This window comes from Gallibacterium sp. ZY190522 (genome assembly GCF_054166015.1).
Map to the genome: position 1 here is coordinate 2,325,686 of NZ_CM135118.1, position 14,081 is coordinate 2,339,766.

The window sequence follows — 14,081 nt, forward strand, 5'->3', positions numbered from 1 at the left end:
AATGTTTGCTAATACTTAATTAGGCAACGGTTTTCAATAACTCTTCCGCTGCTAAAATACCAAGTGCATTTGAAGCTAATGGGCTATCGCCAGTTAATAATTTGCGATCTTTATGAACTTGACCGCTGATGCCTTTATTTAACACTTTAACACCTAATTTTTCTAAATTTTCTGCCACTAACCATTGCAATTTGCCCGGCATATAACCGATATCTTGGTTTGCCCCCTCATCTAAAGCATCAGGGAAAACACAAATTTCATAACCTTTAAACGGATAATCTTCCGCTTTCTCATCAACGCTTGCCGCCAATAATGATGCCGGACCGTGACATAAGGTAATAATGTGTTTATCTTGATTTAATGCCCAGTTTAAAACGGATTTCACCTCTTTGCTGTGAGGAATGCCAGCTAAAACACCGTGTCCACCAGGGATAAAGACGGCAATATAGGGTGAGTTTTCAGATAGTACTTCAGGCAAAATATCTGCTAGTTTTTTCGGGTTGACCAATTTTGGTAAATATTGGTTATATAAATCCATTACCGCTTTGTCTTCTTCCGGCATTGCCCACATTTCTAGTTTTACTGGATTGCCGGATAATGTTGCAACATCAATTTCAAAACCAGCGTGATGCATATGTAGCATTGGTAATAACATTTCTACCGGATGATTTCCGGTTGAGAATAATTTACCGTTTTTCATCTCGATATAACGCTCATCGGTAGCAATCATCAACACTTTATGTTTACCACCGCTATAGGATTTATCGAATTTAAAACCGTCAAAGTCAGTTACTTTGCTGGTGTATTGGGTTAAAGAATAATCTGATGGGAAAAATGCGTTATGTTCCGCACGGTCGGCAACAGGTTTTTTGCTTAATTCAGTCATAATAAATCTCCAAAAATAAAAGTGAAATTTTTAATACTAAACAACAGTATTGTTTTGATGGTGTGTATTCTATCGTTGGATTAAGTGATAAAAAAGGAATAAAATTGGAACAAACTATTCTTAAAAAAGGAATAATAATGAATAAATTAGAGGCGCTTCGCTATTTTTGTGTTGCCAGTGAAACACTGAATTTTAGGGAAACGGCGCAACGATTGGCGGTGTCGCCGCAGGTGGTGACCAGAATGATTGCTGAATTGGAAAGTTTGTTGGGCGAAAGTCTGTTTAAACGCAACACTCGAAATATTCGTTTAACCGAGTTTGGCGAACAGTTCTTACCGCAGGCACAGCAATTTTTGCTGGAAGAAGAACGGTTATTTTCCAACAATAAATTGAATAAAAAAGCAATGCAAGGAATGGTGAGAATCACATTACCGCCGTTGCCACTTAATCAGAGGTTATTAATCGAACTGTTGGCAGCATTGGAGCCTTATCCGGACATTGTGCTGGATTGGCAGCAATCTGTTGATAAAGTAAAAGCCATTGATCATAAAATCGACATTGGTTTGCGGATTTGTTTAGAGCCAGAACCGTATTGGATTGCTCAACATATTTGTACTTTTTACGAAAAGATTGTTGCGTCACCTAAATTAATTGAACGTTTGGGAATGCCGAAAGATATTGCTGATTTGGCACAAAATTATCCATTAAGTGGATTAATAAACCCGAAATTACAACGGATTTGGGATTGGCGAGTGAATAATGACATTCATTTTTTTCCGGCACAGACAAGATTTATCAGTAGCGATGCTATTTATGAGTTACAAGCTGCTTTAGCCGGCAGAACTTGTACACAAATTATTTCTCCATTTTGTCAACCTTATTTGCAACAAGGGCAGTTGGTAGAATTATTCCCAGAAATAGAAAAGCAACAGTGGCATTTATATCTTTATCGTCCGTATCAAAGTTTGGTAACTGATCGTGTTACATTTGTGTTTGAGCAGTTAAAACAGAGTTTGCAACGATTGTATGGCAGCGATGAAATGTAACTGTTGTGAGCAGTATAGGCTTCGCCATTTAAGCGAAGCCTGATTTGCACAATTTATGCCATTCCCTGTGCGATATTTAAGAATAAAGTAATAATCAAGGCATTGCTGATATTACTGATAAAGCCACCGATTAACGGCACGACAAAGAAAGCGATTTTTGAATAATGATAACTTGAACAAACTGCAGTCATTGTTGCCATTGAAACCGGCACTGCACCTAAACCGAAGCCGGAATGACCGGTGGCAATAATTGCCGCATCATAGTTTTTGCCGCAAAGGCGGAAAGTAATAAAGACACAGAACAGATAACAAAGCATAACTTGCAAAGTTAAAATAATGATGAGTGGCAAGGCAAGATCCGCCAATTTCCATAATTGCATTGTAACAATGACGATAGAAACGAAAATCGCAAGTGAAATTTCACCGATAATACCAATGTTTTCATAAAGTGCTTGGTGATCACGTTTGGTAGAGTCTAACACTAAGCGTAGCACTAAACCGCCTAACATACTCATCACGTGAATAGGAATATTCACTTGTGGGAATATAGCCTTACAAAGGAAAAAGAGTGTTTGTCCAATACCGCACGCTAATAGTAGTAAAAAAGCGGCTTGACTGGAACGGCGATAACTAATGTGTGGCAATTTGCTGTTATCTTCTTGATTGATTACTTGTTCTTGGCTGATTTGCTCATTAAGTTTATGTTTTTGAATAAGTCGTCTGCCCAATGGTCCACCTAGAATACAGCCAGCGACTAAACCAAATGTGGCGGCTGCAATTGCGACTTCAATCGCACCGTTTGCCCCCATTTGTTCCGCTATTGGCGCAAAGGCAGCGGCGTTACCGTGTCCGCCGGTTAATGGAATCGAGCCGGACATCAGTGCAATCAGTGGATCCATATTTAATAAAACACCTAGCCCGAGAGATAACACATTTTGCAAAATTGCCAGTATTGCAGCTAAGATACTGAAAATAATCACTAATTTACCGCCTTTTTTCAGCAAGGCAAAACTGGCGGCGAATCCCATTGCGGCGAAAAAGACGTTATAAAAGAAAGTGTTGATCGTTTTATAATCAAATTTAAAGGTGAGTAGATCAAGCGAATATAAACAGGTTGTAATAATCGCAAATAATGTTCCGCCAATAACCGGTGCCGGAATACAGTATTTCTTCCAAATTGGAAATTGTTGACGGATAAATTCACCGACATAAATGGCGACCACCGATAAAGCAAGTGTCTGGAACATACCAACATTAATAGTTACCATAGAAAAGCATCTCCTTTAAAGGAATATAAGTAAAAGGAAAAATATTAATGTTAATTAAATGTAATTCAAGTGTTAATTTTAAAAAGTGTGAACTATGCCAAAAAATTTTTGAAGTTGGTCCGCTAAAATAAAGTAGAGCGACTTTCGTTCAGTCTTGGAACAGCTATTTTGATAAAGAAGGATGGAATTATGAGAAAAATTGGTGTTATCGGTTTAGGAAATGTTGGTGCTACGGTGGCTTATACGATAGTTACTAAAGGGCTGGCGGATGAATTGGTGTTGATAGATAGTAAGCAGGAAAAGTGTACGGCTGAATATTATGATTTGTTGGACAGTCTGGGCAGATTGGAAAATTACACCAAATTGATAATGCAGGATTATCAGGCGTTGGCAGATGCGGATGTGGTGATTACTGCCTTTGGTGATATTAAAGCATTGGCTGAGGGAGGTGATCGTTTTCTTGAATATCATTTTAATAAAGAGCAGGCGAAACAGGTGGGTATTGCATTAAAACAGGTTGGTTTTAACGGCGTGATTATCAATATTTCTAATCCGTGCGATGTGATTACCGGATTGTTGCAATATCATAGCGGTTTATCAAAACAACAGGTTTTTGGCACTGGCACTTTTTTGGATACGGCTCGAATGCAACGTGCGGTTTCTCAAGCGTTGAGACAAAATCCGCATAATATTGAAGGTTATGTATTGGGAGAGCACGGAGAATCACAATTTGCTGCTTGGTCAACTGTGCAGGTACAAGGCGAACCTATTACAGATATTGCTAAGAAATTATCGATCAATTTAATCGATTTAGATAAAGCGGCACGGGAAGGCGGATGGTTGGTTTTTAATGGTAAAAAATATACGAGCTATGCGATTGCCACCTGTGCAGTGAAATTAGCCCAAGCAGTTATTTCAGACGCTTATTTAGCTTGTCCAGTATCAGTTTATCTTGAACAGTATCAATGTTATGTCGGTTATCCGGCGGTAGTAGCGAGATCTGGGATTGTTGGGATCAGATCGCTTGCATTGACTGCAAATGAACAACAATTACTGGCAACTTCCGCTAAAATGATTGCGGAAAAAACAAGGGAAGCGTTATAAAAATAATTTAATATTAAGGATTTAAGGGGCAATTTGTGGTCTGCCCCTCAATAGCTTATAAAGTGATTTATAACGCTAAACGCAAAATCTCTTCTGCGGCTTTAATATCAATATTTTTATGTTCACCGAGATTTTCTGTTTTGTGTTCTTTGAGTTTGCTTAACACGTTTGGGAATTGGCTGTCATCAATGCCGTGAACTGATAAGCGAGTTGGTGTTCCCATTTGTTCAAAGAAAGCTCGTGTTTTATCAATAGCAATACGAATCGCTTGTTCGCTGTCGTTGCCTTGATAACCCCAAACACGTTGAGCAAATTGTACCAATTTTTCTTTTTTAAATTCGCGTTGATGCCACATAATTGCAGGTACAATAATAGCTAAAGTTTGCCCGTGATCCAAACCGTATTGAGCTGTCAGTTCGTGACCAATTCCGTGAGAAGCCCAATCTTGCGGTACACCGACACCGAGAATACCGTTTAATGCCATTGTTGCCGCCCACATAATATTGGCTCGCACATCATAATTTTCCGGTTCTGCTAATGCCTTTGGACCTTCTTCAATCAATGTTAAGAACACGCCTTCGGCAAAACGATCTTGAACTTTGGCATCGACTGGATAGGTCATATATTGCTCGAAAGTATGCACAAATGCATCGACAACGCCATTTGCAGTCTGTTTGGCAGGCAAAGAGAAAGTGGTGGTTGGATCAAGCACGGAAAATTGTGGTTTGACAAGAGGTGAGAAAAAACCAAGTTTATCTTGGGTCTCTTTACGGCTGACCACCGCATTGCCGTTCATTTCCGAACCGGTTGCCGGCAGTGTAAGGATTGCGCCGATTGGTAATGCGCTTTTAATGACTGTGCCGTGGCTTTTCACGATGCCCCATTCATCACCTTGGAAATTGATGGCGGCAGCAATAAATTTTGTACCATCCAACACTGAGCCACCACCGACAGCAAGCAGAAAATCTACTTTTTCACGGCGACCAAGCTCAACCGCTTTCATTAATGTTGAAAATTGTGGGTTAGGTTCAATGCCAGAAAATTCAACAATTTCAAAGCCTTTTAATACGTCTAGCACCTGATCGTAAACACCGTTTCTTTTAATGCTGCCACCGCCATAAGTCATTAAGATTTTTGCGCCGGTAGGAATTTGGTTTTTAATTTCAGCAATTTGACCTTTACCGAACAATATTTTAGTTGGTAGGTGTAAAGTAAAGTTAAACATATTATTTTCTCACAGCAATTGCTTCAATTTCCAAACCGACATCTTTCGGTAAACGGGCAACTTCAACACAAGAGCGTGCCGGAAAACTTGGATGATTATTTTGTTGGAAGAAACGTTCATATTCTGCATTGATGATGGCAAATTGATTTAAATCTTTGACAAATACGGTTGTTTTTACAATATCAGACACTTTTAAACCTGCCTGTTCAACAATCGCTTTAATATTTTCCAATGATTGGCGAGCCTGCACCACAATATCGCTTGGAATTTCGCCGGTGAGTGGATTAACCGGAATTTGCCCTGAAGTAAGCACAAGATTACCTAAATCAACAGCTTGTACATAAGGACCAATCGCCGCCGGTGCTTTTTCTGTGTGAATAATTTTAGTCATCGTTTTTTCCTTATTGTTTGTGAAAAATGAATCGGTCTTTACCGATATGATTTAAGCTAAAGTTGCTACCATTACCGCTTTGATGGTGTGCATTCTGTTTTCTGCTTCATCAAAGACGATCGAAGCTTCAGATTCAAAAACGTCATCTGTTACTTCTAAGCCGTTCATTCCATATTTTTCTGCCATTTTTTTGCCGATAACAGTATTTTCATCGTGGAATGATGGCAAGCAATGCATAAATTTCACGTTAGGATTGCCAGTGAGCGCCATTAATTTGGCATTAACCTGATATGGCTTCATTAGCTCAATGCGTTCTGCCCACGCACTTTCCGGTTCGCCCATCGAAACCCAAATATCGGTGTAGATAAAATCAACATCTTTTATGCCGGCTTCAACATCTTCAGTACAGGTAATGTTTGCCCCTGTCTGTTTAGCCATTTCAGCTACTTCATCAAGCAGCTTCTGTTCCGGAAAGAACTGCTTCGGACCGACCAAACGTAAATCTAACCCCATCAGCGCAGCACCCTCAACAAAAGAGTTTCCCATATTATTGCGAGCATCGCCGAGATAGGCGAGTTTCATTTGATCAAGACGTTTACCTTTGCCGTGTTCCAACATTGTTAAGAAGTCTGCCAAAATTTGTGTTGGGTGAAATTCATCGGTTAAGCCATTCCAAACCGGAACACCAGAATAATTCGCCAATGTTTCGACCAATTCTTGACCATAGCCACGATATTGAATAGCGTCATACATTCTGCCCAATACGCGCGCGGTGTCTTTCATACTCTCTTTATGTCCGATTTGTGAACCGCTTGGACCGATATAAGAAACATTGGCACCTTGATCAAACGCGCTTACTTCAAATGCGGAACGGGTGCGGGTTGAGGTTTTCTCAAACACCAATGCGATATTTTTACCTTTTAAGCGCGGCTGTTCGGTGCCGGCATATTTTGCTTTTTTTAGTTCGGCGGCTAAATCAAGCAAAAACTGGATCTCTTGTGGTGTGAAATCCATTAAGCGTAAAAAATGACGTTGACGTAAATTGATTGGCATAACGTTTCCCTCTGTTGTGTTAAATGGTTAAGATTGTTGTAATTTTTTAAGCTGATATAACATTGCCAGTGCCTGTTTCGGCGTTAAATCATCCGGATCAATCTGTGCTAATTGTTGCAAAATTGCTTCGCTGTTTGCATCAAATTCTGGTTCCGGATTGAAATCCAGCTCGCTTTGGTAATCATTAATTCGGCTGTTTTGAGATGAAAGTTTTTCTAACTGTTTTAATTTTTGTTTTGCCAGTTGGATAACTGCTTTAGGCACGCCGGCAAGTTGTGCCACAGCAATACCGTAACTTTTATTGGCTGCGCCTTCCTGCACCGAATGCATAAATGCAATCGTATCATTATGCTCTTTAGCGTCAAGGTGAATATTGATACAACCTGACAACTGTTGCGGTAAAGTGGTTAATTCAAAATAGTGGGTAGCGAACAGCGTTAAGGATTTGAGTTGTGTTGCCAACCATTCCGCACACGCCCAAGCTAGGGAAAGACCGTCATAAGTAGAAGTACCACGCCCGATTTCATCAATTAATACTAAACTTTGTGGCGTGGCTTGATGAAGAATATTCGCCATTTCACTCATTTCAACCATAAATGTGGAACGACCAGATGCTAAATCATCAGATGCACCAATACGGGTAAAAATGCGATCTATCGGTCCAATAACTGCCTGTTGTGCAGGAACAAAACTGCCGATATACGCCATTAAGGTGATTAATGCGGTTTGGCGCATATAGGTACTTTTACCACCCATATTGGGGCCAGTGATAATCAAAAGGTGGCGTTTTTGATTGAGTTCAAGCGGATTGGCAATAAATGGATCTTGTAAAACGGTTTCTACTACTGGATGGCGACCTGCTTCAATGCTAATTAGTGTTTGTTCGCTGAAGGTCGGAGCAACATAATTCAATGTTTCCGCACGTTCTGCTAAATTTGCTAATACATCTAGTTCGGCTAAGGCCAAACTTGTTGTTTGTAACGCTGGAAGATGAGGTAACAACAAATCGAACAGTTCATCATAAAGTTGTTTTTCTAATGCTAAGGCAGCTCCTTTTGCTTTTAAGACTTTATCTTCGTAATCTTTTAATTCCGGTATAATAAAGCGTTCTGCATTTTTTAAGGTTTGGCGACGAATATAGTGCGTTGGCGCTCGTTCTGCTTGACCTCGGCTAATTTGAATATAATAACCGTGAACAGCGTTATAACCGATTTTTAGTGTGTCAATGCCAGTTTGTTGCCGTTCTCGAATTTCTAAATTTTCTAGATATTGTGTTGCTCCGGTAGCCAAATCACGCCATTCATCCAACTCCTGATGATAACCGGAGGCAATCACACCGCCATCACGAATTAATAAAGGTGGTGTTTCGATGATTGCACGCTCTAATAATGTAAATAATTCACTAAAGTCCTGTAATTTTGACAGCAGTGTATCAAACTGCTGATTCTGATTATGTTGTTGTAAAAGCTGGATAATTTCTGGTAATTGCCCTAATGCTTGACGTAAACGGGTTAAATCACGCGGACGTGCAGAACGCAAGGCAATACGCGCTAAAATGCGCTCCATATCACCGATCTGTTGTAACATCGGTTTAAAATCAGAATACAGTTCTTGTTGAATCAGATTTTTAATCGCATTTTGACGGCTCAATAATGATTTTTTGTGGCGTAACGGTTGATGAATCCAGCGTTTAAGCAAACGGCTGCCCATTGGCGTGCTGCAATAATCAAGTACGGAAGCGAGCGTGTTTTCAGTACCGCCGGCAAGGTTTTGTGTTAATTCTAAATTACGGCGAGAAGCGACATCAATCACAATAAAATCGTTTTCTTGAGAGAGTGAAATTGCATTGATGTGTGGCAATGCGGTGCGTTGTGTTTCTTTAGCATATTGCAATAAACAACCGGCAGCACATAAAGCCACAATCGCTGTTTCGACACCAAAGCCTTTGAGATCCTGTGTACCAAATTGTTTAGTCAATAATTTGATTGCAGTAACCAGTTCAAACTCCCAGTTTGGACGACGACGTAATCCTTTGTAGGGTTCCAGCAGTTTGATATAAGCGAAATCTTCTGGATAAAGAATTTCAACTGGCATAATGCGTTGCAACTCAGTTGTTAAAGCAATTTCATTTGAATGTTCGCTGATTTGGAAACGCCCTGATGTCATATCGAGTGTTGCTAAACCAAAAATTTTCTTTTCATAATAAACACAGGCGATAAGGTTATCCTGTCGCTCTTGTAATAATGCTTCATCACTGATAGTGCCGGGGGTGACAATGCGTACAATTTTGCGCTCAACCGGTCCTTTACTTGTCGCTGGATCGCCAATCTGTTCACAAATCGCAACCGACTCGCCCAATTGCACCAGTTTCGCTAAATATCCCTCTACGGCGTGATAAGGTACGCCTGCCATTGGAATAGGATCGCCATCGGTTTTGCCACGTTTGGTTAATGAAATATCTAAAAGTTGTGATGCTCGTTTGGCATCATCAAAAAACAGTTCATAAAAATCTCCCATACGATAAAACAGCAAAATATCGGGATGTTCCGCTTTAATTTTTAAATATTGCTGCATCATTGGGGTAAAAGAAGAAAGATTGCTCTCTAAAGTCATAATTATTATCCTTTTTGCTGGATGAATAGTATAAAAGATGATGAAACAAAGCGAAAGTTACAAACAGTCAGCAATATAATATGTGTCAAAATTTGGAAGCACACTCACAGTTTTAATTATTGGTAACATAAAATACTTGATACTGTATGGTTATACAGTATAATAGGCGAAAAAATTCCTCTTAGTTTATAAATAAAAGGGCAATGAATATGACAACAAATAATGAAGATAAAGAAAGAGCGCTGGCAGCAGCATTAGGGCAAATTGAAAAACAATTTGGTAAAGGTTCAATTATGCGCCTTGGTGATACACAGACGTTAGATGTGGAAGCGGTTTCTACCGGTTCATTGGCGTTGGATGTGGCGTTAGGTATCGGTGGTTTGCCAATGGGGCGAATCGTTGAGATTTTCGGGCCTGAATCTTCAGGGAAAACGACATTAACTTTATCTGTGATTGCGCAAGCACAAAAAGAAGGGAAAACCTGTGCCTTTATTGATGCGGAACACGCATTAGATCCTATTTATGCTTCTAAACTGGGCGTTGATGTGCAATCCCTTTTGGTTTCTCAACCGGATAACGGCGAACAAGCGTTAGAAATTTGTGATGCGTTGGTACGCTCCGGTGCGGTTGATGTCATTATCATTGACTCTGTAGCTGCGTTAACTCCTAAAGCTGAAATTGAGGGTGATATGGGAGATTCTCATATGGGGTTACAGGCTCGTTTAATGTCTCAAGCATTGCGTAAACTTACCGGTCATATCAAAACAGCAAACTGTTTAGTGGTATTTATTAACCAAATTCGTATGAAAATTGGTGTTATGTTTGGTAATCCTGAAACAACAACCGGTGGTAATGCATTAAAATTCTACGCTTCTGTGCGTTTAGATATTCGCCGCACAGGTTCAATTACTGATGGCGATGAGGTAATTGGTAATGACACTAGAGTTAAAGTAGTGAAAAATAAAGTAGCAGCACCATTTAGACAAGCTGAATTCCAAATTCTCTACGGAGAAGGTATTTCTAAAAACGGTGAGTTAATCGAATTGGGTGTAAAACATAAATTGCTCAATAAATCAGGTGCTTGGTACTCTTACAATGATGAAAAGATTGGACAAGGTCGTACCAATGCAATGAAGTGGCTTGCTGAACATCCGGATGTGGCTGTCGAGTTGGAACGCAAATTACGTGAAGAGTTGCTTTCCAATCCTGAACAATTGTTAGTAGCGGATGATACAGAAAAACAACCAGAAGATGATGCATTAAATTTTGGTGAATAATACCCTCAATATCCCTGCCTAAAATTAATAGTTTGAGCGGCAGGGATTTTTTCAATTTAGATAACATACAAATAGCTTGGTTATTTTAACCATTGCTTGTTATGTTCTCTCTTCAATAATATGAAAAGCGATTGAATTATGGAAAATCTTGCCCTTAATTATGTGTTGAAATTGTTGGAAATTCGAGATTACAGCGAGTATGAATTACGTTGTAAGATGCAAGCAAAAGCCTTCTCAGAACAGGAAATAGAACAAACTATTGCGAAATGTCAGGAGAAAAATTGGCAAAATGATTTTCGCTTCTGTGAGAATTTCTTACTCTCGAGAGTACACAAAGGTTATGGATTACAACGTATTAAACAGGAGTTACAGCAAAAAGGTATTCAAAACGAAGTGATACAACACGCACTGGAACAAGCTGATATTGATTGGTATGCGTTAGCACAGCAGACGTTGGCAAAGAAATTTCCTGATTACGCTACAGTTTCCGATTTTAAAACCAAGCAAAAAATGTGGCGTTTTTTATTATCACGCGGTTTTTCTCAAGAAGAAATTTCAGAAGCGTTCAAACCGCAGGATTAGTGTTGAAATCCATTCGCGACTTCCCTATTTGTGCGGTAGAATAGACCGATTTTTTAACCTAGATAGAAGGGAAAAGATAAGAGATGAATTTTATCGGTAAGTTAATCGGGATTATTGTCGGTTTTAAATTCGGCGGCTTTTTTGGCGCAATTTTCGGCGCTATTTTAGGGCATTTTGCTGATAAAAAATTATACGAGTTGGGCAGTGTACGTTCCTCTTTATTCGGGCGTTCTGTTTCACGTCAATCTCTATTTATGCAAACCACTTTTGCAGTAATGGGACATTTGAGCAAGTCAAAAGGTCGGGTTACTGAAGAAGATATTCAATTGGCTAATATGTTTATGGATCGTATGCAGCTTGATGAAGCTCATCGACAATTGGCAAAAGCGGCATTTACACGAGGGAAAGAGGCTGATTTCCCGATTCGTCAAGCTATTAGAGAATTTAGAATTGGGTGTGGACAGCGTACTGATTTGTTGAGGATGTTTTTGGAAATTCAAATTCAAACGGCGCTGGCAGATCAAGAATTGCATCCGAATGAAAAAGAGGTATTGTTCATTGTTGCTGAAGAATTGGGTTATTCAAGAATGCAATTTGAGCAGATGTTGGCGATGATTTATGCAGCACGTCAATTTTCTCAAGGCGGTTTTTATCGTCAATACCAACAACAAAATGGCGATTATCAATATCAACAATCCTACGGCGGATACCAAAATACGGCGCAAAGTTCTTCCGGGCCGACACTTGAAGATGCCTATCGTGTGTTAGGTGTATCGGAAGAAGATGATCGAACCGCAGTGAAAAGAGCTTATCGTAAATTAATGAATGAACATCATCCAGATAAATTGATTGCGAAAGGGTTGCCGGAACAGATGATGGAGATGGCAAAAGAGAAAGCCCAACAAATTCAAGCTGCCTATGATTTGATCTGTAAGGTCAAAGGCTGGAAGAAATAAAATAGAATGCGTTTAATTTTAGCACCTATGCAAGGGGTGCTTGATCCGTTTATGCGTCAGCTTTTAACCTCTTGTAATAATTATGATCTTTGTGTGTCTGAATTTGTTCGTGTCGTTGACCAGTTATTACCAAAGAAGGTTTTTTATCGGCTTTGTCCTGAATTGTATCAGCAGGGTTACACAGATAGTGCCACACCGGTAAGAGTTCAGTTGTTAGGGCAACATCCGCAATGGTTGGCAGAAAATGCTAACTTGGCGATTGAATTGGGATCTCACGGCATTGATCTTAATTGCGGTTGTCCTTCAAAAACTGTTAATGGTAGTTGTGGCGGAGCGAGTTTGTTAAAACAGCCAGAACTGATTTATCAAGCGACCAAAGCAATTCGTCAAGCGGTAAGTTCTGAAAAAATAGTTAGTGTGAAAGTGCGTTTAGGCTGGGACGATAAACAAAAAGCACTGGAAATTGCCGATGCTGTACAGCAGGGGGGAGCTGATGAGATTGCAATTCACGGTAGAACAAAAATGGATGGTTATCGTGCTGATAAAATTGATTGGCAGAAAATTGGAGAAGTAAGACAAAAATTATCTATTCCGGTGATTGCTAATGGTGAAATTTTTAATGCGCAACAGGCACAGGAATGTCTTGCCGTTACCGGTTGTGAAGATTTAATGGTGGCTCGCGGTGCATTGCAAATTCCCAATTTGAGCTATGTCATTAAAGACAATAACGAGGTAATGTCGTGGCGGAACACTTTAATTTTATTGCAATATTATAGTCGTGTTGATAATCAATGGGATAGCGGTTGGTATCATTTATCCCGTATTAAGCAGTGGCTTAGATTTTTATCGAATCATTTTATTGAAGCGGAACAGCTATTTGCAAAATTGAAATATTGTCAAAACAATGTGGAATTGCAAACTTTATTGGATAAGGAATGTGATGAAATATAACTGGATTCTTTTTGATGCGGATGAAACCTTATTCTCTTTTGACTCTTTTTCAGGGTTGAAACGACTTTTCACTCGCTATGATGTTGATTTTACACAAGAAGATTTTATTGAATATCAACAACTTAATAAACCTCTTTGGGTAGCTTATCAAGATGGAAAAATAGATGCAAAAACCTTACAGGAACAACGTTTTAGTGAGTGGGGCAGGCGTTTGTCAGTGAAACCGGCGGAATTGAATCACGGCTTTTTATTGACAATGGCGGAAGTTTGTCGCCCGTTGGAAGGCGTGGTGGATTTGTTACAACAATTACAGCATCGTGCTAAATTAGCCATTATTACCAATGGTTTTACTGCGATGCAGAAATTGCGTTTGCAGAAAACAGGGTTAAGCGATTATTTTGAATTTGTCGTGGCTTCTGAAGAGATCGGCGTTTCTAAGCCGAATCCTGATTTTTTTTATCACGCTTTGCAGTTGGCAAAACCACGACATAGTGAGGAAGTGTTAGTTGTGGGGGATACGTTGGAATCAGATATTCTTGGCGGTAATAATGCTGGATTGGATACTTGTTGGTTGCATTATGGCAGAGATAACCAAACTGCTATATCACCGACTTATCAAATAGAAACGATTGCTGAATTGTTACCTTTAGTGGAAAAATCGTAAACTTTTCTTTACGCTTTCTTTATTTCTATACGAACTATCAGGTATTATAGCCGATAGTATAAAAA

At 39.5% G+C, this 14,081-nt stretch carries 13 protein-coding genes; 7 read left to right on the forward strand and 6 right to left on the reverse strand.

Going from position 1 to position 14,081, the window contains the following annotated elements; genetic code table 11:
* Positions 1-19: 19 nt before the first annotated feature.
* Positions 20-886, reverse strand: a complete 867-nt coding sequence (gene hchA, locus ACXPAV_RS11155) for a glyoxalase III HchA (protein WP_458003499.1) — start codon at positions 884-886, stop codon at positions 20-22.
* A gap of 137 nt (positions 887-1,023) precedes the next feature.
* Between hchA and ACXPAV_RS11160 the strand changes: the two genes are divergently transcribed.
* A complete protein-coding gene (locus tag ACXPAV_RS11160) occupies positions 1,024-1,932 on the forward strand; it encodes a LysR family transcriptional regulator (RefSeq protein WP_458003500.1) in 909 nt (302 codons plus the stop codon).
* 53 nt (positions 1,933-1,985) lie between these two features.
* Here the strand turns inward: ACXPAV_RS11160 and ACXPAV_RS11165 are convergent, their stop codons facing one another.
* The gene (locus tag ACXPAV_RS11165; protein ID WP_458003501.1) at positions 1,986-3,200 is read right to left on the reverse strand and encodes a sodium/glutamate symporter; all 1,215 of its coding nucleotides are present in this window, start codon (positions 3,198-3,200) and stop codon (positions 1,986-1,988) included.
* 189 nt (positions 3,201-3,389) lie between these two features.
* Between ACXPAV_RS11165 and ACXPAV_RS11170 the strand changes: the two genes are divergently transcribed.
* A complete protein-coding gene (locus tag ACXPAV_RS11170) occupies positions 3,390-4,304 on the forward strand; it encodes a lactate/malate family dehydrogenase (protein ID WP_458003502.1) in 915 nt (304 codons plus the stop codon).
* Between the two features lie 67 nt (positions 4,305-4,371).
* On the opposite strand, the gene ACXPAV_RS11175 is transcribed toward ACXPAV_RS11170, so the two are convergent.
* From ACXPAV_RS11175 to mutS, 4 genes are read right to left on the reverse strand one after another with little or no spacing between them, the layout of a single operon-like run.
* Positions 4,372-5,529 carry an iron-containing alcohol dehydrogenase gene (locus ACXPAV_RS11175; protein WP_458003503.1) on the reverse strand — a complete coding sequence of 386 codons (1,158 nt, stop codon included), beginning with the start codon at positions 5,527-5,529 and terminating at the stop codon, positions 4,372-4,374.
* Position 5,530: 1 nt separating this feature from the next.
* Entirely contained in the window at positions 5,531-5,920 is a 390-nt protein-coding gene (locus ACXPAV_RS11180) for a RidA family protein (protein WP_458003504.1), read from the reverse strand.
* A gap of 51 nt (positions 5,921-5,971) precedes the next feature.
* Positions 5,972-6,973 (reverse strand): ornithine carbamoyltransferase, encoded by a 1,002-nt coding sequence (argF, locus tag ACXPAV_RS11185; protein WP_458003505.1) that lies wholly within the window; start codon positions 6,971-6,973, stop codon positions 5,972-5,974.
* Positions 6,974-7,000: 27 nt separating this feature from the next.
* Complete coding sequence (gene mutS, locus ACXPAV_RS11190; RefSeq protein WP_458003506.1) at positions 7,001-9,586, reverse strand: DNA mismatch repair protein MutS; 2,586 nt, start codon at positions 9,584-9,586, stop codon at positions 7,001-7,003.
* A gap of 209 nt (positions 9,587-9,795) precedes the next feature.
* Here mutS and recA point away from each other — a divergent pair, with 209 nt between their 5' ends.
* The 5 genes from recA (at position 9,796) to yjjG (ending at position 14,016) form a co-directional block, all read left to right on the forward strand.
* The gene (recA, locus tag ACXPAV_RS11195) at positions 9,796-10,863 is read left to right on the forward strand and encodes a recombinase RecA (RefSeq protein WP_039149605.1); all 1,068 of its coding nucleotides are present in this window, start codon (positions 9,796-9,798) and stop codon (positions 10,861-10,863) included.
* A 138-nt stretch (positions 10,864-11,001) separates the two neighbouring features.
* Entirely contained in the window at positions 11,002-11,445 is a 444-nt protein-coding gene (recX, locus tag ACXPAV_RS11200) for a recombination regulator RecX (RefSeq protein WP_039149609.1), read from the forward strand.
* 83 nt (positions 11,446-11,528) lie between these two features.
* Positions 11,529-12,401: a co-chaperone DjlA gene (djlA, locus tag ACXPAV_RS11205; RefSeq protein ID WP_039149612.1), complete on the forward strand. Its 873-nt coding sequence runs from the start codon at positions 11,529-11,531 to the stop codon at positions 12,399-12,401.
* 6 nt (positions 12,402-12,407) lie between these two features.
* Positions 12,408-13,352, forward strand: a complete 945-nt coding sequence (dusC, locus tag ACXPAV_RS11210) for a tRNA dihydrouridine(16) synthase DusC (protein ID WP_039173345.1) — start codon at positions 12,408-12,410, stop codon at positions 13,350-13,352.
* A complete protein-coding gene (gene yjjG, locus ACXPAV_RS11215) occupies positions 13,342-14,016 on the forward strand; it encodes a pyrimidine 5'-nucleotidase (protein WP_458003507.1) in 675 nt (224 codons plus the stop codon). Before dusC ends, yjjG begins: the two co-directional genes overlap by 11 nt.
* Positions 14,017-14,081 lie beyond the last annotated feature (65 nt).

Bases quoted from the DNA above. Each gene is read 5' to 3' on its own strand.
- hchA (WP_458003499.1), bottom strand. From the start codon at position 886: ATGACTGAATTAAGCAAAAAACCTGTTGCCGACCGTGCGGAACATAAC.
- argF (WP_458003505.1), bottom strand. From the start codon at position 6,973: ATGCCAATCAATTTACGTCAACGTCATTTTTTACGCTTAATGGATTTC.
- ACXPAV_RS11170 (WP_458003502.1), top strand. From the start codon at position 3,390: ATGAGAAAAATTGGTGTTATCGGTTTAGGAAATGTTGGTGCTACGGTG.
- yjjG (WP_458003507.1), top strand. From the start codon at position 13,342: ATGAAATATAACTGGATTCTTTTTGATGCGGATGAAACCTTATTCTCT.
- recX (WP_039149609.1), top strand. From the start codon at position 11,002: ATGGAAAATCTTGCCCTTAATTATGTGTTGAAATTGTTGGAAATTCGA.
- mutS (WP_458003506.1), bottom strand. From the start codon at position 9,586: ATGACTTTAGAGAGCAATCTTTCTTCTTTTACCCCAATGATGCAGCAA.
- ACXPAV_RS11175 (WP_458003503.1), bottom strand. From the start codon at position 5,529: ATGTTTAACTTTACTTTACACCTACCAACTAAAATATTGTTCGGTAAA.
- ACXPAV_RS11160 (WP_458003500.1), top strand. From the start codon at position 1,024: ATGAATAAATTAGAGGCGCTTCGCTATTTTTGTGTTGCCAGTGAAACA.
- recA (WP_039149605.1), top strand. From the start codon at position 9,796: ATGACAACAAATAATGAAGATAAAGAAAGAGCGCTGGCAGCAGCATTA.
- ACXPAV_RS11180 (WP_458003504.1), bottom strand. From the start codon at position 5,920: ATGACTAAAATTATTCACACAGAAAAAGCACCGGCGGCGATTGGTCCT.
- djlA (WP_039149612.1), top strand. From the start codon at position 11,529: ATGAATTTTATCGGTAAGTTAATCGGGATTATTGTCGGTTTTAAATTC.
- dusC (WP_039173345.1), top strand. From the start codon at position 12,408: ATGCGTTTAATTTTAGCACCTATGCAAGGGGTGCTTGATCCGTTTATG.
- ACXPAV_RS11165 (WP_458003501.1), bottom strand. From the start codon at position 3,200: ATGGTAACTATTAATGTTGGTATGTTCCAGACACTTGCTTTATCGGTG.